Source organism: Specibacter sp. BI4 (assembly GCF_056680095.1).
On the sequence record NZ_CM155265.1, the window covers coordinates 2,169,561 to 2,190,522 of the forward strand.

General features: G+C 63.9%; 19 protein-coding genes, 1 tRNA gene and 1 other RNA gene. 8 read left to right on the forward strand and 13 right to left on the reverse strand.

Annotation, left to right across the window (positions count from 1 at the left end; translation table 11 throughout):
* Positions 1–173 precede the first annotated feature (173 nt).
* The 3 genes from epsC to msrA all read right to left on the reverse strand — a co-directional run bounded on the left by epsC (position 174) and on the right by msrA (position 2,575).
* Positions 174–761 carry a serine O-acetyltransferase EpsC gene (epsC, locus tag AC1L6K_RS09935; RefSeq protein ID WP_480952521.1) on the reverse strand — a complete coding sequence of 196 codons (588 nt, stop codon included), beginning with the start codon at positions 759–761 and terminating at the stop codon, positions 174–176.
* 206 nt (positions 762–967) lie between these two features.
* Positions 968–1,903, reverse strand: a complete 936-nt coding sequence (gene cysK, locus AC1L6K_RS09940; protein ID WP_480952522.1) for a cysteine synthase A — start codon at positions 1,901–1,903, stop codon at positions 968–970.
* Positions 1,904–2,050: 147 nt separating this feature from the next.
* The gene (gene msrA / locus AC1L6K_RS09945; protein ID WP_480952732.1) at positions 2,051–2,575 is read right to left on the reverse strand and encodes a peptide-methionine (S)-S-oxide reductase MsrA; all 525 of its coding nucleotides are present in this window, start codon (positions 2,573–2,575) and stop codon (positions 2,051–2,053) included.
* 477 nt (positions 2,576–3,052) lie between these two features.
* Here msrA and AC1L6K_RS09950 point away from each other — a divergent pair, with 477 nt between their 5' ends.
* From AC1L6K_RS09950 to AC1L6K_RS09960, 3 genes are read left to right on the forward strand one after another with little or no spacing between them, the layout of a single operon-like run.
* Positions 3,053–3,919, forward strand: a complete 867-nt coding sequence (locus tag AC1L6K_RS09950) for a Nif3-like dinuclear metal center hexameric protein (protein ID WP_480952733.1) — start codon at positions 3,053–3,055, stop codon at positions 3,917–3,919.
* A gap of 46 nt (positions 3,920–3,965) precedes the next feature.
* Positions 3,966–4,703 carry a zinc ribbon domain-containing protein gene (locus tag AC1L6K_RS09955; protein WP_480952523.1) on the forward strand — a complete coding sequence of 246 codons (738 nt, stop codon included), beginning with the start codon at positions 3,966–3,968 and terminating at the stop codon, positions 4,701–4,703.
* Between the two features lie 32 nt (positions 4,704–4,735).
* Positions 4,736–5,107, forward strand: coding sequence for a VOC family protein (locus tag AC1L6K_RS09960; protein WP_480952734.1), 372 nt, complete (start codon positions 4,736–4,738; stop codon positions 5,105–5,107).
* 65 nt (positions 5,108–5,172) lie between these two features.
* Here AC1L6K_RS09960 and AC1L6K_RS09965 read toward each other — a convergent pair whose 3' ends face one another.
* Entirely contained in the window at positions 5,173–5,937 is a 765-nt protein-coding gene (locus AC1L6K_RS09965; RefSeq protein ID WP_480952524.1) for a YaaA family protein, read from the reverse strand.
* Between the two features lie 282 nt (positions 5,938–6,219).
* On the opposite strand from AC1L6K_RS09965, the gene AC1L6K_RS09970 reads away from it, so the two are divergent.
* Positions 6,220–7,710: a glyceraldehyde-3-phosphate dehydrogenase gene (locus AC1L6K_RS09970; RefSeq protein WP_480952525.1), complete on the forward strand. Its 1,491-nt coding sequence runs from the start codon at positions 6,220–6,222 to the stop codon at positions 7,708–7,710.
* Positions 7,711–7,829: 119 nt separating this feature from the next.
* Here the strand turns inward: AC1L6K_RS09970 and AC1L6K_RS09975 are convergent, their stop codons facing one another.
* Positions 7,830–8,270, reverse strand: a complete 441-nt coding sequence (locus AC1L6K_RS09975) for an SRPBCC family protein (protein WP_480952526.1) — start codon at positions 8,268–8,270, stop codon at positions 7,830–7,832.
* Entirely contained in the window at positions 8,263–8,601 is a 339-nt protein-coding gene (locus tag AC1L6K_RS09980) for an ArsR/SmtB family transcription factor (protein WP_480952527.1), read from the reverse strand. Before AC1L6K_RS09980 ends, AC1L6K_RS09975 begins: the two co-directional genes overlap by 8 nt.
* Before the next feature lie 654 nt (positions 8,602–9,255).
* On the opposite strand from AC1L6K_RS09980, the gene rnpB reads away from it, so the two are divergent.
* The 3 genes from rnpB to AC1L6K_RS09995 all read left to right on the forward strand — a co-directional run bounded on the left by rnpB (position 9,256) and on the right by AC1L6K_RS09995 (position 11,769).
* Positions 9,256–9,637, forward strand: an RNA gene (gene rnpB, locus AC1L6K_RS09985) — RNase P RNA component class A.
* Positions 9,638–9,953: 316 nt separating this feature from the next.
* Positions 9,954–10,463, forward strand: coding sequence for an Ltp family lipoprotein (locus tag AC1L6K_RS09990; RefSeq protein WP_480952528.1), 510 nt, complete (start codon positions 9,954–9,956; stop codon positions 10,461–10,463).
* A 562-nt stretch (positions 10,464–11,025) separates the two neighbouring features.
* A complete protein-coding gene (locus tag AC1L6K_RS09995; protein ID WP_480952529.1) occupies positions 11,026–11,769 on the forward strand; it encodes an HNH endonuclease family protein in 744 nt (247 codons plus the stop codon).
* A 71-nt stretch (positions 11,770–11,840) separates the two neighbouring features.
* Here the strand turns inward: AC1L6K_RS09995 and AC1L6K_RS10000 are convergent, their stop codons facing one another.
* The 6 genes from AC1L6K_RS10000 to orn all read right to left on the reverse strand — a co-directional run bounded on the left by AC1L6K_RS10000 (position 11,841) and on the right by orn (position 17,803).
* On the reverse strand, positions 11,841–13,451 hold the full coding sequence (locus tag AC1L6K_RS10000; protein ID WP_480952530.1) for a peptide chain release factor 3: 1,611 nt from the start codon (positions 13,449–13,451) through the stop codon (positions 11,841–11,843).
* Positions 13,452–13,618: 167 nt separating this feature from the next.
* Positions 13,619–14,479, reverse strand: a complete 861-nt coding sequence (locus AC1L6K_RS10005) for an acyltransferase domain-containing protein (RefSeq protein WP_480952531.1) — start codon at positions 14,477–14,479, stop codon at positions 13,619–13,621.
* Between the two features lie 137 nt (positions 14,480–14,616).
* Entirely contained in the window at positions 14,617–16,074 is a 1,458-nt protein-coding gene (locus AC1L6K_RS10010) for a sugar porter family MFS transporter (protein WP_480952532.1), read from the reverse strand.
* 167 nt (positions 16,075–16,241) lie between these two features.
* On the reverse strand, positions 16,242–16,814 hold the full coding sequence (gene def / locus AC1L6K_RS10015) for a peptide deformylase (protein WP_480952533.1): 573 nt from the start codon (positions 16,812–16,814) through the stop codon (positions 16,242–16,244).
* A gap of 141 nt (positions 16,815–16,955) precedes the next feature.
* Positions 16,956–17,028, reverse strand: a tRNA-His gene (locus AC1L6K_RS10020).
* Between the two features lie 178 nt (positions 17,029–17,206).
* Positions 17,207–17,803 (reverse strand): oligoribonuclease, encoded by a 597-nt coding sequence (gene orn / locus AC1L6K_RS10025; protein WP_480952534.1) that lies wholly within the window; start codon positions 17,801–17,803, stop codon positions 17,207–17,209.
* Positions 17,804–17,919: 116 nt separating this feature from the next.
* On the opposite strand from orn, the gene mptB reads away from it, so the two are divergent.
* Positions 17,920–19,419: a polyprenol phosphomannose-dependent alpha 1,6 mannosyltransferase MptB gene (gene mptB, locus AC1L6K_RS10030; protein ID WP_480952535.1), complete on the forward strand. Its 1,500-nt coding sequence runs from the start codon at positions 17,920–17,922 to the stop codon at positions 19,417–19,419.
* 263 nt (positions 19,420–19,682) lie between these two features.
* Here mptB and AC1L6K_RS10035 read toward each other — a convergent pair whose 3' ends face one another.
* Complete coding sequence (locus tag AC1L6K_RS10035) at positions 19,683–20,939, reverse strand: hypothetical protein (protein ID WP_480952735.1); 1,257 nt, start codon at positions 20,937–20,939, stop codon at positions 19,683–19,685.
* Positions 20,940–20,962 lie beyond the last annotated feature (23 nt).

A 20,962-nucleotide genomic window follows, 5' to 3' on the forward strand; every position in this document is an offset into this window, starting at 1 on the left:
GGTCGTAAAACAGCCTTAAATCGGTGTTTTTACGACCACAACCGCGGGCCAGTTTTTAATATCGGTTTTAGTATCCGGGGTGCGGCGGGGCAGCAACGCAGGGTATGAAGCAGTACGGCGGCCGGTGACCTTCCCAGGGGAAGGCCACCGGCCGCCGTCGTCCCCAGGAAAAACTAGATCCACATCGCGGGGTCGATGTACTCCGCCGGGTCCACGGCCGGGGCCATCTCCCGCTTGGCATCGCGGTGCCGCCACGTGGCCGGGACACCTGTGAGGATGGAATTGGTCGGGGCGTCCTTGACGACGACGGCGTTGGCCCCGATCGCGGAATCGTCGCCGATGGTGATGGGTCCCAGGACCTTCGCACCGGCACCGATCGTGACCCGGTTGCCGATGGTGGGGTGCCGCTTGACCTTGGCCAGTGAGCGGCCGCCGAGCGTGACACCGTGGTAGATCATGACGTCGTCGCCAATCTCGCTGGTCTCGCCAATGACAACACCCATGCCGTGGTCGATGAAAAAGCGCCGGCCGATCGTGGCCCCCGGGTGGATTTCGATGCCGGTGGCAAAACGCGCCAGCTGGGACAGCGCCCGGGCGGGGAAACGCAGCCCGGGGTTGGCCCACATCTTGTGCGTCAGGCGGTGCACCCAGATGGCATGCAGGCCCGAGTAGACGAAAAAGTTCTCGGCGGAACCGCGGGCGGCCGGGTCATGCGATCGGGCCGACTCGAGGTCTTCACGTATTCTGCTGAAAAATCCCACAGACTTCTTTCAGTTGACGCCACAGAAGATTCCTGGCGTGGATTGTCGTACATGCGCGGGGAGACGCCCACGATGTGCCGCACCTGCAGCAACGCGCAGCCAAGGCTACCGATTGCTGCCGCAGGGCCGCAGACCAGAAGACCCGCACCACTGACAGCAACAGCGTCAATGATGCGGGAATTATTCCGGCAACGCGGAAGAGGCGATCAGCCCCTGATGTCGTCGTAGAGCACGGTGGAAATGTAGCGTTCGCCGAAGTCGGGGACCACTGCAACAATCAGCTTGCCGGCGTTCTCCGGGCGCTTGGCCAGTTCCAGGGCGCCCCACACGGCTGCGCCGGCGGAAATGCCGCCCAGGATGCCTTCCTGGTTGCCGAGTGCGCGGGCCACGGACACCGAATCCTCAAGGGTGGCGTCAAGGACCTCGTCGTAGATGTCCCGGTCAAGAATTTCAGGGATGAAGTTTGCGCCTAGGCCCTGGATCTTGTGGGGGCCTGGTGCCCCGCCGTTGAGGATGGCCGAATCGATGGGTTCCACAGCCACAACCTGCACACCGGGCTTGCGCTGCTTCAGGAGCTGGCCGGCACCGGTGATGGTCCCGCCGGTGCCGATGCCGGCAACCAGGATGTCGACGGCGCCGTCGGTGTCCTCCCAGATTTCCACACCCGTGGTGGCGCGGTGGATGTCGGAGTTGGCCGGGTTGGCGAACTGCTGGGCCCAAATGGCGTTTTCGGTGGTGGCCACAATTTCCTTGGCCTTGTCCACTGCCCCGCGCATGCCTTCCGAACCCGGTGTCAGGACAATCTCGGCACCGTAGGCGCGGAGCATGACGCGGCGCTCGGTGGACATGGTCTCGGGCATGGTCAGGATGACCTTGTAGCCGCGTGCGGCGCCCACCATGGCCAGGGCGATGCCGGTGTTGCCGGAGGTGCCTTCCACGATGGTGCCACCGGGCTTGAGTTCGCCAGCGGCCTCGGCTGCGTCCACAATGGCGACGCCGATCCTGTCCTTGACGCTGTTGGCCGGGTTGTAGAATTCCAGCTTCACGGCCACGGTCGCGGCCAGTCCCTCTGTCAGGCGGTTCAGGCGCACCAGCGGGGTGCGGCCAACCAACTGGGTGACATTGTCATAAATAGGTGCCATGAAGGATCCTTAAGTTTTCGTGAAACGGTGGGCTGCGGACAATTGCGATTGCTGCGAAGGGTGAGACGGGTGTGGAAAACCGCGAAGGCATGGCAGGGTCCGCACGCTGTGCATACCCGCCAGCGTAGCGAGTCGCCATTGGGGGTTCTAGGCGGTCAGCCACTTCGCGTAATGTTTTCTTACTTTGGCGATTTTTGGGTTGATAATGACCTGGCAGTACCCAACTTCCGGCCGTTGGGCGTAAAAGTCCTGGTGGTAGTGCTCGGCCGGGTAGATAACCTCCGCCGGCGACACTTCCGTGACAATCGGGTCGGCCCACAGCGGCTGGTTCCGTGCAATCGCCGCCTGGAACAGTGACTCTTCCTCCGCATCGCGGTAGTACATGGCCGAGCGGTACTGGGTGCCGACGTCGTACCCCTGGCGGTTCAAGGTGGTTGGATCGTGCTGGACAAAGAACATGTCCAAGATGGTGTCCGCGGGAATGACTGTTTCATCGAAGGTCACCGACACCACCTCCGCATGGCCCGTCATCCCGGTGCAGATTTGTTCGTAGGTGGGATTGGGCAGTGCACCGGCTGTGTAGCCTGAAACCACCGATTCCACGCCCCTGGTCATTTGGTAGACGGCATCGAGGCACCAAAAGCAGCCGCCGCCCAATACAAAAGTCTTCATATTCATTTATAAGTCATTTGGGGCCCACAAGATTCCCGGCGGGCATTCCAGTCCGCCGCAGGGCCCTGCCGCCAGTAAGGTAGGAACATGAGCAAGGAACCATTTCTTCCCACGCCCGACGCCGGAACTGACGCAGCTGCCGAGGGCACCGACGCCCCCGCGGCCCAGGCAGCAACCCCCGGCGCCTCGGAAGGCGGGTCCGCCACCCCAGGAACTGACGCGTCGGCCGGCACCGCGGAGGGCGTGTCCGCTGATCCTGACGCTGACGCTGACGCTGACGCTGGGGCTGGCACGGAACACGATGTCCGGTACGCTGCGGAGCCGGCCGGCACTGCGGGCCCCGTGCTGGGACTTGTCCCGGCGCACCAAGGCAGCGACGAAGACGGCACCGATGACGACGGCAGCGACGGCGTGTGGGGCGGCGACAACGAGCAGGACGGCGGGCCGGACCCGGACACCGGCCTGGTCAACGGAGAGTTGCACGATGCCGGGCTGGAGCCGCTGGAAACACCCGTGCTGTCGGACATTCTTGTTGCAGTTGAAGAGCTGTGGCCGGAATCCCTGGCTGAGGATTGGGACCGTGTAGGCCTTGTGGTCGGACGGCCCGAGGCCGAGGTGGACAGGATCATGTTCGCCGTGGACCCCACCATCGAGGTCATCGACGAGGCACTCGAATGGGGGGCGCAACTTCTCATCACCCACCATCCCTTGTTGTTGAAGGGCGTGAATTCGGTGGCCGCCACCTCGGGCAAGGGGCGGGCCGTGCACAGGCTGATCGAGGGCGGGTGCGCGCTGCTGACAGTGCACACCAACGGTGACAGTGCCGTGGGCGGTGTTTCCGATGTGCTCGCCGACGTTCTGGGCCTGACAGACGCGCAGCCGCTCATGCCCGCGGCGCACGGGCTTGTTGAAGAGGGAATTGGCCGTGTCGGCCTGCTGCCGGGGGTTGAGAAGCTCGGCGAGCTGGCCGCGAGGATCTTCCTGACCCTGCCTGCGGTGGCCGGAGGTGTCCGGGTCGCCGGTGACAAGGACGCACTCGTGCACAAGGTGGCGGTGTGCGGCGGCGCAGGGGACAGTTTGTTTGAGGCCGTCCGGGCCAGCGACGCCGACGTGTACGTCACGGCCGACCTGCGCCACCATCCGGCGTCGGAAGCCCGTGAAGCGCGGGCGGACGGCAAGCCTTTCCTCATCGACCTCTCGCACTTTGCCAGCGAATGGCTGTGGCTCCCCGCTGCGGCCACGGCGCTGGGCAATGTCCTCGCCGACCAGGGATTTGCAGCTGAACTGGTCGTGAGCCAGACAAACACGGACCCGTGGGATTTTATACTCACGCCCGGGAACTAGGCTTGCCCTAGGAATAACCACCACTTGATGTAGCAGGAGGACTTACATGGCTAAGGCAGCACCGGGCGAGCAGATGCGCTTGTTGGATGTTCAGGTACTGGACGGCAAACTACGGGGGCTCGATGTCCAGGCCAAGGCACTGAAGGATGATCCCCGGCTTCCGGATCTCCACGCCGGGGTGACGGTGGCCAAGAGCGACCTCGTGGTCCTCGACACCGCCGTCAGCGACGCCCAGCGCACCCTGACCAAGTCTGAGGACGACGTGGCCGCGGTAGTGGCACGCATCGAGCGCGACGAGGCGAAGCTCAACAGCGGCACCGGCCTGTCAAAGGACTTGATGGCGCTGCAAAGTGAGATCGAGTCGCTGGCCAAGCGCCGCGCCGATCTTGAAGACACCGAGCTGGAGGCCATGGAGGCGTTCGAGGAGGCAACAACCAAGGCGCAGGCCGAACGAGATCTCGTGGCACAGATGCAGTCGGTTCTTGACGAAGTTCTTGACGAGGTGCGCAGCAAATTGGGTGCCTTGAAAATGGAACGCGACGCCACCTTGGCCGAACGGGCCGAACTCGCTGCCACTTTTGCGCCGGAACTGATGGCGATCTACGACCGGTCACTGGCGAAATACGGTGTGGGCGCAGCCCGCCTGTTCCACGGAAAATCGGAAGGCTCCGGCATGCAGCTCAGCGCCGGTGACCTCGTCGACATCAAAAAGGCCAGCCCGGACACGATTGTCTTCTGCCCGGATTCCGGTGCCATCCTGGTCCGCTCGGAGGACTGGGGATAAGAGCGCACGCGGGGCCCGGCCGTCTGCATCACCTGGAAATTTGGGTGGCGGAGTACGGCCGGGCCAAACGCAGCCTGGGCTGGCTCCTGGAGCAGCTGGGCTACACGCCGGCTTCCGAATGGGGTCATGGCGGCAGCTGGCAGGGCGCCGGTGAGTACATCGTCCTGGAGGCCGGACCCGATGTAACAGGTCCGCATGAGCGGCGCCGGGCGGGACTGAACCATCTCGCCTTTGCCGCCGGTCCGGCGTCGAACGTCAATGCCCTTGCCGACGCAGCAGCGGGCCACGGGTGGACGCTCATGTTCCCGGACAAGCACCCGTACGCGGGAGGGCCCGGACACTACGCGGCCTACCTGGAAAACGCCGACGGCTTCGAAGTCGAGCTGGTGGCAGGCGAAGACTAGGAGGCCCCCGCCCCGCGCCGCCCACGTTATGGGTGCGCCGTCACGGATTCCGGGGGAGGGGCGGGTCAGTCCGCCAGGATGATGTTCAGGGCGTGCGCCTTGCGGGCCGTGCCGGCCACGAGTTCCACCGTCCACTTCTCCGCGGCTGCCTTGGCCAGCTGGGCCGGGGTCTCGGGCGCCTTGCCGCGGCGGGTCAGCAGGTGCCTGGCCAGTTCGCCGCGGGTGTGCTTGGCGAAGTGCGAGACCACCTTGCGGGTGCCGTCGCGCTCGGTGAAGACGTTGACGGCCACGGTGCGTTCGGCATCCGGCACCCACGCGGCCGCATACGTGCTGGAGCGGCAATCCACGAGCAGCTGCCCCTCGGCGGGCCCGGCCAACGCCGCCGCCAGCCGGGGCTTCCAGTAGCTCGCCAGCTTGCCCAGCCCGGGCAGCCCCACTGCCATGGACAGGCGGTAGGCCGGGATCCTGTCCGCAAAACCAACGGCGCCCCACAAGCCTGAGACAACCACGACGGCGGAATCGGCCTTGCGCTTTTGGGCCGCCGTCAGGCTTTGGTAGCCCAGGGCGTCAAAGAGCACTCCGGTGTAGATGCTGTGCGCCGGTGCTGCCGGTTCGTGGGCCAGTCGGGTGTTCCGGCCGACTTCATGGAGCAGGGAGGCACCCACGCCCAGCCGGCTCAAGGCGTCGTCCTCGCCTGACACGGCGGCCAGGGCCACGGCAACTTCCTGCCGGGCCGGCGTCAGCTCGGGAAAGCTCAGTTCGGCGAGGTCGGCGGGGGCACCGGCGTCGGCAGGGGTCTTGCCTTCAGAGGGGGGAAGTAAAATCAGCACCGTTCGAGCTTAGCCGTTCGCCCGATGCCCTCAACTCATGCAGGATCGACGCCATTGCGAGAGCGTTTCGGAATACCGCCCCATTGCTGAGCGAGCGTTTGTGAAAAGTCGACCATTGCTGAGCGAGCGTTTGGGCGGGGGAGAGAAGCGGGGGAGAGGCGGCGCGCGGAGCGGTGGACCGGTCTAGTGAACCGCATCACTGAACTCGCCGGTAACATGCGTGCGCTGTCACACTTGAGGGGCTTGAACCAAGGGTGTTTTGAGCTGGAAGAGGATAATTACGTGGTGCAAGAACTCGTGGCAAACAACAGTGACGCCGTCCTGGATTCCTGGATCGGACGCGAAACCATGGCGGAAGCGATGATTCCGCTCATTGGCAGGCTGTACCGGGAAAATAATGTCCTGACCAACATTCACGGCCGGTCGCTGATCAACCAATCGGTCATCAGCCTGCTCAAGGCCCACCGCTTTGCCCGCCAGATCGACGAGGTGGAGCTGCCGGTGGAAGAAACCCTGCCGTTGCTGCAGGCCCTCGTCACCTTGGAACTGGGTGCCGCTTCGCTTGACCTGGCCCGGCTCAATGCGCGTTTCAAGGACTCGGGCGAGACCAGCCTTGAGACCTTCCTCCGCACTGAACTGGCCGACGTCGTCGACCGTTTCGGTGCCGACGAACGCAGCAGCACCGACGTGGTCCTGTACGGTTTTGGCCGCATCGGCCGCCTGCTCGCCCGCATCCTCATTGAACACTCCGGCGGCGGCCACGGCCTGCGCCTGCGCGCCATCGTGGTGCGCAAGGGCGGCGACATGGACCTGACCAAGCGTGCCAGCCTGCTGCGCCGCGACTCCGTCCACGGCCCCTTCAACGGCACCATCACGGTGGACCAGGAACGCAACATCATCCAGGCCAACGGCACCGCCATCCAGGTCATCTACTCGGACAGCCCGGCCACCATTGACTACACCGGCTTCGGCATCCACAACGCCCTGGTGGTCGACAACACCGGCCGCTGGCGTGACGAGGAAGGCCTCTCCCAGCACCTGCAGAGCACAGGCGTGTCCCGCGTGCTGCTGACGGCCCCGGGCAAGGGTGCGCTGAAGAACATTGTGCACGGCATCAACCACGCCACCATCGCGCCGGAGGACAAGATCGTCACGGCGGCCTCCTGCACCACCAACGCCATCACCCCGGTGCTGAAGGTCCTCAACGACAAGTACGGCATTGTCCACGGCCATGTTGAGACTGTCCACTCCTTCACGAACGACCAGAACTTGACGGACAACTTCCACAAGGGTGACCGGCGCGGCCGCTCGGCAGCCCTGAACATGGTCCTGACCGAGACCGGCGCGGCGAAGGCGGTGGCCAAGGCGCTGCCCGAGCTCGAAGGGAAGCTGTCCGGCAACTCCATCCGCGTCCCCACCCCCAACGTGTCGATGGCGATCTTGAACCTGACGCTTGAAAACGGCACCACCAAGGATGAGGTCAACGCCTACCTGCGCGACATTTCGCTGCACTCCGGCCTGCGCAAGCAGATCGACTTCATCGATTCCCCCGAGGTCGTCTCCAGCGACTTCGTGGGCTCCCGGCGCGCCGGAATTGTTGACGGCCTGGCCACGATCAGCACCGACAAGCACCTGGTGCTCTACGTTTGGTACGACAACGAATTTGGCTACAGCTGCCAGGTTGTCCGGGTCATGGAGGAAATGGCCGGGGTTCACCCGCGCGCCTTCCCGGACCTGGAGGCCGCTGCCGAGCCGGCCACAGCGCTGGTGTAGCCCGGGCATAAGGGGTGCGGTCCGACGTCGTGCATTGATGCTCGACGGCGGACCGCACCTTTTGCGCTCCGGCCCCCTGTGTTCCGGCTGCTGATGTGCGCGGCACTGGCGGACAGGCACTAGGCGGCGAGGAACGCGACCAGGGCGTCGAAGGCGATCTGCCAGCCGGCTGTGGTGCCCTCGTACTGCTCGGGTGTCAGGTGGCCGCCGGTCTGGCTGAAACGCATCTCGGTGCCGCCGGCGACGGCGGTCAGGATCACCGTGAGAAGTTCGCGTTCGCTGCCGGCTTCGTCGGTCATGGTCATGACGAGCTTGTTCGGGCGGTCGACTTCGAGGTACTCGCCGCGCCAATGAAAGTCGGGCATGCCGTTGCCAAGGATCATGGTGGCGTGCCAGAGCCCGCCTTCGCGAACATCCATGGACAGGGACTCCAGCGGGATCTTGATGTCGGGTCCGCCCCACCAGGTGGCGAATGATGCCGGCGTCACCCAGGCGTCGAAGACGGACTCTGGCGGCACGGCGAACATGCGGGTGACGGTGGAGCCTGTTGTTTCACTCATTGTTCTTGCCTTTCGATTCCTGTGTGAGGTGTTGCTCCAAAGCATCGAAGCTTTGGTCCCAGAATCGGCGGTAGTCGTCGATCCAGTCGGCCGCAGGGGCGAGCGCGGCGGCATTCAACCGCGCAGGGCGCCACTGGGCGTTGCGCCCGCGGGAAATCAGCTCCGCCTTTTCAAGCACCTGGAGGTGTTTGGAGACGGCGGGCAGGCTCATGGCGAACGGTGCCGCAATGTCCTTTACTGTGGCTTCGCCACGCGAAAGCATCGCGAGGATCGCACGCCGGGTCGGATCAGCGAGTGCCGAAAAAGTCCTGCTGAGTTCGTCGGTTTCCATGAACCGATAGTAAACCTGTTGGCTAATTAACCGCTAGACTAAATGGCGATTTTCTGTGACTTCTTCCGTGGGTGGGTCCACCTGCACGCCCTCAGACACGCACTTTCCGATCCTCGCTCAGATAAAGGGCTGTTTTGGCGAACCCTCGCGCAGATACGGGGCGCCGTCTCCGTTTCCTTTCGCAGTGGTACGGGAAACTCGTGTCGGAGGGTGTGATCTGCGTCGAGAATGGCCCTGGGTCGCGGCGTCCCTCTTCCCGTTCCGCCGAGAATGACCCTGGGCCGCGAGAATGCGTCGAAGATGCGCCTTCTCGCGGGCTTGAACCATTCTCGACGAGACGGCCTCAGAACTACGAGGGTTCGACCCATTCTCGGCGTGTATTTCCACTTCCACCCCGGCCGAGCCGTTTGGATCCAATTGTGGGGCCTCTCGAATAGCGACAGTCAGACCTGGAGGGCGGGTGCTCGACGGATTTACCCACGGAAGAGTCGCCAGAGCCTATTTTCCCGGACTTCCTGCAAGCCCGGCTTTCAGCCGCTACGGCAGAATCTCGACAACTTGCTGCCAGCGTCACCAGCGCCCCAGGGGCCGCCTCGCCCGAGAGGGTCCCGTCGTCGAACATTGTCTGGCCAGACGGTAGACTTGTTCACTGGATAGGGCAGCTAGGCAACCGCGAGTCACGCAAGTGGCTCGAGGAACGTCCGGGCTCCACAGGACAGGGTGGTGGGTAACACCCACTCGGGGCAACCCGCAGGAAAGTGCCACAGAAAGTAGACCGCCCGCACGGCTGAAAGGCTGGAGCGGGTAAGGGTGAAACGGTGGTGTAAGAGACCACCAGTTCCCCAGGTGACTGGGGAAGCTCGGTAAACCCCGCCCGGAGCAAGGCCAGACAGGGCATGTTTGAGGGCTGTTCGCCTGAGTGCCTGGGTAGGCTGCTAGAGGGCGTCGGCAACGGCGTTCGTAGATGGATGGTTGCCTCTCCGCCGTGGGTAACTGCGACGGATGACAAAACCCGGCGTATCGGCTGCCCTATCCAACAAACAGGCAAAATATTCCCGGTGATCCAGCGGGAAAGCCTCGGTTCGCGGTCCGGTTTCCGCGCTCATTGGCCGGTGATTGCTTCCGCATATTTCTGCGCCCCACTTCACTTTTCGGTAACCTCTCAACACATGAACTTCACCCCGCCCAACCCGGCCACGCCTGGTTGAGCACTTCCCTGCACGCGGGGCGGGGGATGGCGCAGCAGTGTTCCCTGCGCTGTGTGGTGGCATCGAACCGCAGTAAAGCCGTGAATGTCAGACCCTGTTCATAGACTGCTTTTTCATCCACAAATATCAATTTATGGGGTTCAAATGAAAAAGTTGACATCACTTGCGTTTATTGCCGTAATGGCATTTGGTCTGGCTGCGTGCTCCGATCTGGACGTGGCGAGCGGAGGCACCGAAGCCTCTTCGCCGGTCGTATCTGAGGCAGCAGCTCCGGTTGCCGAGCCAGTTGCCGAGCCAGTTGCCGAAGCAGCAGCGGCTCCGGTTGAGGCGGCACCAAAGGTCGAAGATGTACCGAGCGAATACAAGTCGGCCTTGAAAAGTGCTCAGAATTATTCCCAGATTATGCACATGAGCAAAGCCGGCCTCTTTGACCAGTTGACGAGTGAGTACGGTGACAAGTTCTCTGCGGAGGCAGCCCAGTATGCTGTGGACACCATAGACGCTGACTGGAATGCGAACGCCCTGGCCACGGCTAAGAACTACCAGGAGACAATGGCCATGTCCCCAGAAGGCATTCGCGATCAGCTCACCAGTGAGTATGGTGAGAAATTCACCGCCGAAGAGGCTGACTTCGCGGTCGCAAATCTCGGCTAGAGCGCAACCCGCGAGCCCCGTCCACGCAAGTGGGCGGGGCTTCGTGCTGCCACGTTGCCACCCTCCCCGGAGCATGCGTGCCACAGTGTCCTTGCCATGGAGACTGTGGAAGAGGCCACAGCCCACGCGGGGAACATTCGTGGATCGGCGATGGGTGGCATCAACTGCACCATCCCGCGCCTCCTCTCACCGCGGCGGCGACGTAGCGGTGACGGATGGTCCGGTGACTTAGCTGGACCGTGACACTCCCGGGCATCTCCCTGCCGCAATGGTTGCGCGGAGCAGGGAAATGCCACAGACCCACCCTTACCTGTGGATAACCGGGAGTGCGCCGGGGTGCCGCGTTTTAGACTTAAACCATCACGATCCATGCGCCACAGCGTTCGCGGGCCCTCATCCTGTCTGCGCTTTGCTGCTCCGGGCGAGGCAGGGGTGGGCACGTTAGATGGCACGGCATGCGCAAGATTACCGGCCCCGCCGCACCGTATATCCGCCGCGGCGGCACGCACTTGCCCGCGAGCCGGCACCATTAGACGTTTCCGACGTACCACGAGCAGCTCCCGTGCGCAGCGCTGTTGCACTGGCTTTGATTGTCCTGATCGTCCTGACCGGCTGGCTGCACAGCTCGGGCCGGTGGCCGTTTGAGCCCGGGGCCGGCCCGCCGCCGGTGCTCAGCACACTGGCGCCGGCGCTGGGCAAGCCTGTGGTTGCTGTCGGACCCGGAACGGCACTGGCCCTGTTGGAAACGCTGCAGGTCAAGGGCAAGGCTCCGGGCACCGAGTATCAGCGCAGCGCCTTTGGCGAAGCCTGGCTGGACGCCGACGCCAACGGCTGCGACACCCGCAATGACGTGCTGCGCAGGGACCTCCAGGATGCCAACTTCACCAGCGGATCCCTGTGCACAGTAGCCTCCGGAGTGCTCGAAGAACCCTACACCGGACAGGAAATCCACTTCCAACGGGGCAAGGACAGCAGCGCGGCCGTACAAATTGACCACGTCGTGGCACTGGGCAACGCCTGGAAAACGGGGGCCGCCGCGCTGACTCCGATCCAACGCGAGAGCCTGGCCAACGATCCCTTGAACCTGTTGGCGGCGGACGGTCCGGCCAACCAGGAGAAGTCCGACGGCGACGCCGCCACCTGGCTGCCCCCCTCCAAGAAGTTCCGCTGCCACTATGTTGCCCGCCAAATCTCGGTCAAGGCCGCCTACCACCTGTGGGTCACCCCGGCGGAGAAGGCCGCCATGAAACGGGTGCTTGGCCCGTGTCCGGCACAACAAAGCCTGCCCTCCGGCTACCTCCCCTGATGGAAAGCACACTGATGGAACGCACACTGAGGGAAGGCAGCCGGAGGGCAGGAGGATTGGAGCCGGAAAGTTTACTTCTGCATTGAGGTGCCGATTTCGGCCAACGGGAGGTCCGGGTGGTTCTTTTCCACCCGGCGCATGGCCCAAATGTCGTTGAACAATGCCAGGAACTCGCCGTCGCTGCGCTCAAGCACCTCAGCGCCATGGAGGTTTGCCAGCGTTTCGGTTGCCTCCGGCGTCGTCAATCTGGCAAGGGAGTACGGCAGCCGTTCCAGGCGCATGGGGGCATTGAAGTCGTGGTGCATGCGGTCCTCGACAACCTCGAACTGCATGGGGCCGACGGCGGCAAGCACCGGTGCCTGATCGCCGCGCAGGTCCGAGCGCAGCACCTGGATGACACCCTCGTGTTCAAGCTGTTCGATGCCGCGGCGGAACTGCTTGTACTTGCTGGGGTCCTTGGAGCGGGCCACCTGGAAATGTTCCGGGGCGAACAGCGGGATGGCCGGGTACTCCACGGGTTCCTCGACGAAGAGACTGTCGCCCACACGGAGGGTGGAGGCGTTGACGAGTCCGACGACGTCGCCAGGGAAGGCGGTGTCGATGACTTCGCGGTCACGGCCGAAGACCTGCTGGGCGTACTTGGTGGCGAAGGACTTCCCGGTGCGCGTCTGGGTGACGACCATGCCGCGCTCAAACATGCCCGAGCAGACACGGACGAAGGCCACGTGGTCGCGGTGGGCCTGGTTCATGCCGGCCTGGACCTTGAACACGAAACCCGAGAACGGGGCTTCGACGGCGCGGGCGGTGCCTGTGACGTCGGCGCGCGGGGACGCCGGCGGGGCGAAGTCGACCAGGGTGTCAAGAATCTGCTTGACGCCAAAGTTCAGGGCGGCGGAGGAGAACAACAGGGGAGTGGCCTTGCCCGCGTAAAAAGCGTCCAGGTCCAGCGGGTTTGCTTCGTCCACCACGAGGCTGGCCTCGTCGGTGGAATCCGTCCACGCATCACCTTCGGCCGCGGCGGCCTGCTCGGGCGTGAGGTATTCGGTAAGGGCGATCTGGGCGCCTGAGCTGTTACGGGCAAACTTGGCAAACTCGTTGCGGCGCACGTCCCACACACCGCGAAAGTCGCCGGCAATGCCGATGGCCCACGTCAGCGGCATCGGCGTCAGCCCGGTGCGCTCGGTGATCTCGTCCATCAATTCCAGCGGATCCAGGCCCGGGCGGTCCCACTTGTTGATGACGGTGATGATGGGCAGATTGCGCTGGCGGCACACCTCGAACAGCTTCATGGTCTGGGTTTCCAGGCCCTTGCCCGCGTCGATGAGCATGACGGCGCAGTCGACGGCGGCCAGCACGCGGTAGGTGTCCTCGGAGAAGTCGGCGTGGCCCGGGGTGTCAAGCAGGTTGATCACGGTGTCGCGGTAGGAGAACTGCAACGCCGCCGAGCTGATCGAGATGCCGCGGTCCTTCTCCATCTGCTGCCAGTCGGAGACCGTGTCCCTGCGGTTGGACTTGCCGTTGGTCGCACCCGCCGTGCCAATCACCTTGGCATGCAGCGCCAGCGCTTCGGTCAGCGTTGACTTGCCGGCATCCGGGTGGGAGATGACGGCGAAAGTTCTGCGACGCTCCGCCTGGCCGGTAATTTCGGTGGCGCGGGCGGGGGACTGGGCCGGAGAGGACACAAGACTACTTTCTAGCGGTAAAGAATTTTTCAGGCAGGACACCAACTATTCAGTTTACCGCAGCCCGGGACTGTCTTGTTGGCAAGCACGACGGCGGCACCCGCCCCAGCTGCACCCGGCACCGGGGTGGGGCCGGAGCAGGCAACGGCTGCCGCATGGTTGCCGGCCTACCGGGGCAAAGCCAGCGAGCCGAAGCCCAGCTGCCAAGCACCTCCGGCAGCGATGCGGTCCAGGACAATCTGTTGCAGCGTCGTCGTGCGTGGCAGGGCGTCCAGATTGTCCATGCTGCGGGTGCGGAACGTGAAGTACACGGCATCGGTTGGTTCGTTGCGGGGTTCGCCGTAGGGCGTGAATCGGGCGGCGAACTTGGCAATGTTTGCGCGCGGGTCAAGGTGGGCGGCAAGGTAGGGATCCAGCAGCCAGGACTCGCAATTGGCCGTCCTGGCAGGCTGTGCCGGGAAGTGTTCGGCAAAGAATGCGCCGGCCAGGGCAAGGCTTTCGTCCACGGTCGCGGCTGCCAGGCTGCCGTCCTCCGGGATGTGGATGCCGAGAATCCATTCCCCGGATGCCACGCCCGGGATGGCCGCCGATGGCTGGTGGATCAGGTACTGGAGCCGGCCCAGCTGGAAAAGGCGGCCGGAAAATAGCTGGTTGAGCCACTTGAACGTGTCCATGCCGAAGCAGTGGTGGACCCGGCGGTTGATGTCCATGTTGCGGCCAAAGTCGGCCAGGGTGGCCCGCGAAATGGTGTCCGGAATACGTCGTTCCTGGTGCCAGTGCAGGATGTCAGGGACGAACCGCACCATGGCGCTGAGCCAGTCACGTTCGGTGACGGGGAGATCCGGGGTGCCAAGGTCGGGCACGGAGTCATCGGCGCTGCCCAGCCTGGACGACAGATGCGCCAGGACCCTTTCGGCTGCCGGAGTGGCCCCGCCGTCGAACAGGGCCAGGCATTCGGTGCGGTCGGCGGCTGCAATGTTCAGGTAATCGAGGATCAGCTCAGTGCTGAGGGTGGTGCGAGGGGTCATCTGGCCAGTTTAGCGATCCTGGCGCGTGTTCCTGTACACGCCCGGTTCAGCGGGCGCAGAGTTCGAGCTGAACTTGGCGCCTGGTGTCACCCGGCGCCAAGTTCAGCTCGAACTCTGCGCCGGGTGAACACGGGGAGTCAGTTCTTCGGGGCCTTGGCGGCCTTGGGCTTCTTGACGAACAGTGTTTCCGCCTGCTCCAGGGACATGCCGTTGGTTTCGGGGATCTTGAACATCACAAAGAAGAACGAGGCCACTGCGAACAGGGCGTACATGCCGTATGTCAACGGCAGCGATGCCGAGGCCATGGACGGGAACGTCAGCGTGATGATGAAGTTGGCAATCCACTGTGCGGCGGCGGCCAACCCGAGGGCGCGGGCACGGATGCGGGAGGGGAAGATCTCGCCCAGCAGCACCCAGACGAGCGGGCCCCACGATGCGCCAAAGCTGACAACGAAGATGTTGGCTGCCACGAGGGCGATGGGGCCCCATGCGCCGGGCAGGCTGATCTCGGCGCCGGAACCGGTGGCTGCGGAGAAGGCAAGCGCCATGGTCCCCAGCGAGACCGCCATGCCGATGGAGCCTGTCAGCAGGATGGGGCGTCGTCCGATCCTGTCCACAAGGGCAATGGCCACGAGTGTCACAAGAATGTTCACGATCGCCGTCACCACGGAAATGGTCAGCGAATCCTTCTCCTGGAAGCCGACCGCCTGCCACAGTGTTGTGGAGTAATAGAAAATGACATTGATGCCCACGAATTGCTGGAGCATCGAGAGGATGATGCCGATCCAGACCACCGGCATCAGGCCAAAGCGCTTTCCGCGCAGCGAGCCCTTCTTGGCAGACAGCGAGTCTTCCTTGACTGCCTCCTTGATTTCACGGATGCTGCGTTCGGTGTCCTCATCCGGGGCAATGGTCTTGAAGACCCGCGCGGCTTCTTCATCCTTGCCCTGCAGGACAAGGAAGCGCGGCGATTCCGGCAGCACCAGGGCGATCAGGAAATACACGATCGCCGGGATGGCCGCAGCAAGGAACATCCAGCGCCATGCAGGCAGGCCAAACCAGAACGCCTGGGCTGCACCCCCGGCGAAATTGGCGAACAACGCGTCGGAAAGCAGGGCGGCAAAGATGCCTGTGGTGATGGCCAGCTGCTGCAGGGAGGCCAGCCGTCCGCGGTGCTTCCGCGGGGAAATTTCAGAGATGTACGCCGGGGCAATGACGGATGCCAGGCCAATGCCGAGACCGCCCACAAGCCGCCAGAAGATCAGGTCGTAAACGCTGAAGGCAAAGCCAGTGCCGAGGGCGCTGACAAAGAACAATATGCCGCCCAGCTTCATGGCCGGGATGCGGCCCTTGGCATCGGCGATCTTGCCTGCCATGTAGGCGCCGACCGCGCAACCCAACAGTGCGACGGCGACGGCGAACCCGGTGAGGGCATCCCCCAGGACGAACTCGCCCTGGATGGCGTCGACTGCACCGTTGACCACTGAGGAGTCGAAACCGAAAAGGAAGCCGCCCACCGCACCGGCCACGGCAAGGCCGACAACTTTGCGAGGGACCCCTTGGGGTGCTGGTTTGGGCGTGGATGTGCCTGACATGGTTCCCCTTTACGGCCGCCTCTTGAAGAAGAATCGGTCGTTGTAAAAAAAGTTGTAAAAAGATTGCAGACTGCTGTATGGCCAAACTACTCCATGCAGGGGCGCCCTGCCGCAATATTGCGACGGCAATGCGGAGTGAGAAATCACTCACATGCGTTGGGCGGGCGTTAGTGCCCGAAAGGGTCCGGATCCACGCCGGGCATCCAGGTCAGACCGGGCACGCCCCAGCCGTTGTTCTTGGCCGAGCGCCTGGCCTTCTTGGAATAACGGGCGTTGAGGCGGTCAACGTAGAGTTTGCCGTCCAAATGGTCATATTCATGCTGCATGCAGCGGGCAAACCAGCCGGTCGCCTCAAAGTCCAGCGCGTTGCCGTCAACATCGAATCCGCGCACACGCACCCATTCGGCGCGCTTGAGTGGAAAGTCGATGCCGGGCACCGACAGGCAGCCCTCCACCTCGTCGTCAGGGTCCGGGGTGTTGCCCGAAATCTTGCCAACCGTGAGCGTGGGGTTCACCAGAACACCCCGGGCGGGGACGCCGTCGTCGTTGTCCATCTTGTAGGTGAAGATCCGCAGGCCCACACCTACCTGCGGTGCCGCCAAGCCCACGCCGTTGGCGGCTTCCATGGTTTCGTACATGTCGGCCACGAGGGTCTTGAGGTCTTCATCGAAGTCCTTGACCTCGTCAGCGCGGCGGTGGAGCACGGGCTCACCCAAGATGGTCACGGGCAGGATGGTCATGACGGCTTCCTTTTCAGGCTGGAAATCATTTTCTAGGTTGGGCACATGCGGGTGAAACGGCGGGCAAAAACCCGCGGGGCAATGAAAAACACCCCGATCAAATGACCGGGGTGTTTCGTGATTCGCAAGAACCACACTCGGGGTGAGTTACGGGGGTTGAACCCGCGACCTCCTGGACCACAACCAGGCGCTCTGCCAACTGAGCTAAACCCACCATGTCCGCCGCAGTGCAAAAAACCATCTTGACGATGTCCTCCGCGCTTGTGGCAACGACGACTAGTCTACCCGAACAAAAAGGTGGACTGAACCAAAAGCGGACCTTTTCCCCCCAACTGTGAGCCAGATCGCATTGCTGCGGGGGGAATTCCGCGGGGGAACCGCGAAATTGGCTGTCAGTACTTGGCTGAAATTGTCTTGGCCGTGGAGGTGTCGGGACCCGGAGCCGGCACAAAGACGGCCTCGCGGTAGTACTTGAGCTCCTGGATGCTGTCCTTGATGTCACCCAGCGCGCGGTGGTTGCCGGTCTTGGCCGGGGACTGGAAGTAGGCGCGCGGGTACCAGCGGCGGGAGAGTTCCTTGATGGTTGAGACATCGATGACCCGGTAGTGCAGGTGTTCCACGAGCTCGGGCATGTCACGGGCCAGAAACACCTTGTCGGTGCCGATCGAGTTGCCGGCCAGGGGCGCCTTGTTGGCCACGGGCACATGCTGGCGAATGTACGCCAGCACCTGCGCCTGCGCGTCCTCCATGGTGGTGCCGCCGGCCAGTTCGTCGAGCAGTTTGGACGTGGTGTGCATGTTGCGCACGAAGTCGCCCATCTGCGCCAGGGCCTCGTCGCTGGGCTTGATGACCACGTCAACACCCTCGCCCAAAATGTTCAGCTCGGAGTCGGTCACGAGCGCCGCCACCTCGATCAAGGCGTCGTTGACGGCATCGAGGCCGGTCATTTCACAGTCAATCCACACAATGCGTTCATTAGTAATAGCCACCCGACCAATGTACCGTGAACCGCGCCCGCGCCCGCGCTGCTAAAATCGGCCTTGGCGGAGCCTGCACTGCCGCCATCTTGCTGTAGGAAACATACGACGACGGCCGGAGACTTGAGATGACAGCCTCACCTCAGGCGCCGCAACACCGGCCGGCCGCCGTCCCCGGGTCGTGGATATCACTGCTCCAGGGATTCGTTGGCTCGGTCATGATCCTGGCCGGCTCCGTGGGGGTGGGCTGGATTGCCTACGGCTCGCCCATGATCCGCAACCCCCTCGTGATTGCCATGCGCACGGAGGGTGCGGGGGTCATCACCTCCACGATTTTGCTGACACTTGGCACCATGGTGCTGCTGCGGTCCTGGCTGCGGCTTGGGCAGCGGCTCAGTGGTTGGGGGACTGGTTCCCTGCGTGCCGTGGTGGCTGCCGTGGTTGTCTGGGGGGCGCCGTTGCTGGTCGCCGTCCCCATCTTTTCCCGCGATGTGTACGCGTACACAGGCCAGGGCCGGCTCATGGCGCAGGGCCTGGACCCCTACACCACGGGGATCTCAGCGCTTAACAACTGGTTCATGCAGGGCACGGATCCGTCGTGGGCTGAAAACCGCACGCCCTACGGGCCGCTGTTCCTGTGGCTGAGCCGCGGCGTGGTGGCCTTAACAGGGGCGCAGCCTGACATTTCGGTGCTGTTGTTTCGCGGGGTTGCCTGCATTGGTGTGGCCCTGTGCGTGATCTATGTGCCAAAACTGGCACGGCTGCACGGCATTGACGGTGCCAGGGCGCTGTGGCTCTCGGTGGCAAATCCGTTGTTCCTGCTCTCGTTCATTGCCAGCGCGCACAACGACGCGCTGATGCTTGGCCTGGCCGTTGCCGGCACGTATTATGCCGCCACGAAGCGCGGCGTGCTGGGGGTTGTGCTGGTCACGGCCTCGATCGCCGTCAAGCCCATCACCATTGTCCTGCTGCCGTTCATCGGTTTGTTGTGGGCCGGGCGCGCTGCCGGATGGGGCCGGCGGTTCCTGTTCTGGGCCGCCACCGGATCGCTGAGCCTGGCACTGTTGTGGCTCATGGGTATTCCCGGCAATCTGGGGCTTGGCTGGACCTGGGCGCTGACCGACACCAACCCGGGCTACACCGGTTATTCGCCGTCAGGTTTTGGCGGGCAGATGGTTGAAATTGCAGCCAATGCGCTGGGCCTGGACGGATTGCTCGTTGCCCGCGGATTCCGTACCGTGCTGACCCTGGCCAGCATCGCTGTCGCCGCCTGCCTTGCGGTCCTTGGCGACCCGAAGAATGCGGTGCGCCGGATGGGGTTGGCGTTTGCCGCCGTCGTGCTTCTGGCTCCCATCATCCAGCCCTGGTACATCCTCTGGTTCCTGCCCTTCCTGGCCGTGACAGGGGTCCGCAACAACTGGCAGACGAAGCTTTGCTATGTGGTGATTGCGTTTTTCGTGGTGTTCGGCGCACAGGACCAGCTTTTTGTGTGGGGCTTTGTGCAGTTGCCGGTGGCGACGGAGGTGCTGTCGATGGCCGTGGCGTGGGCCGGAGTCATCTACCTGCTGGTCGTTGACGTGCACACCCGCAGGCTGCTGTTCAGCCGCGAAGCCGTGCCGGTGGCCTGAACGGCCGGTTGCCGTCGGGCGTGGCCGGAACAAACGTGCTGCACCGGGGTGGCGGGCTGCGGTCCGATGCCGGGCGCGTTTCGGCTGTGCCGTGAGGCGCTCGCGGCGACAATGGGTCCAACCCGCGAAACACCACCGGAGAAACACCTTTCTCGCGGGCTAGACCGATCTTCGCGGAGACGGACAGGCGTTCACGCTGCTTGGGGCCATTCTCGGCGCACGCAGCCGACTGCGGCTACGCGGAAGCAGCACGGGCGTCCCGGCTACGCGCTCGCGGTGGCTGCGGGCACGGCGTTGCGGCCCAGCTCCACTGTGCGCCGCACGGCCCAGACCAGCAGTGTCACGAGCAGCACGTTGCGGCTTGTCAGCACCGCCGCCATGACGGGGTTTGCATGGATCAGCGGCGTGTAGAACAAAGGATAAATGATGAACGTGGTGAAGGCGATGCCCATCAGCAAAGTGGCGGGGACCTTCCACCTGTCCCAGTCGTGCACCAAGCCGGCAACCACGACGGGCAGCAGCCAGATGATGAACTGCGGCGAACCCACCTTGTTGAAGACGATGAACGCGGTGACCATCAGCAGCGAGCCCTCAAGGAGCAGTTCCTCACGCTGGGCGCCGCGGCGCAGGGCCCACACCATGAGGGCGGCGCCAATCAGGGCGGCAGCGATGAGCAGCGGCTGCATCAGCCAGGCGGCCACCTCGGCGCCGGGTCCGTACACCTCGGTGGAGTTGATGGCCACGTTGTCGGCGATTTTCGACCCGCCCACACGGAACACGCTGAGCCACACCCACGGGGTCGAGAACGTGGCCTCCAGCTGCATGCCGCGGTCGCCCTGGTTGATGGCAAAATCAAGCAAATGCGTGCCGGCCCCCGTCACCACCGCCACGGCGGCCACGGCGGCGCTGACAGCCACACCGGCCAGGAACACCTGGACCCGCTTCGCGCTGGCGATGAGCAGCGGGGCGATGACAGCTGCGGGCCAAACCTTGATCCAGGTTGCCACCGACAGCAGGACTGCCGCGACCACCGGCCGCTCCGCCGCGTAAAGCAGGGCAATCAGCACCAGGGACGTCGTGATGCCCTCCACCCGGGCAAAGCTGAGGAAACCCATGAACAAGGTGAAAAACAGCCAAAACCAGGCCGGGGCAATGCCGCTGCGGGCGCGTTTCCCGCGGGTCAGGAACGCCAGTCCCACGCCGTTGAAGACGATGATGATCAGCGTCCAGCCCAGCAGGTACAGCGACGGGCCAAACATGTTCGCAGCAAAAATGGGCAGCTGCGCCAGCAGCGGATACACCCAGGGACTGATCGCCCCGCCCAGGTCCGACGGGTTGTAGCCCAGCAGCGCCCACTGGCGGTATTGCTGGGTGTCGCTGAACGTGTCGCCGTGGACGATGAAGCTCATCATCCAGGCCAGGAAGAAGACGTGGACGACGGCGAAGCCCCACCACACGCTGGCGGGCGTGCGGAACCAGGCAATCACCGTGGGGGAGAGGAACTTTCCGCGGATGCGCACGGCCCGGTCGAGAACCCGGTCAA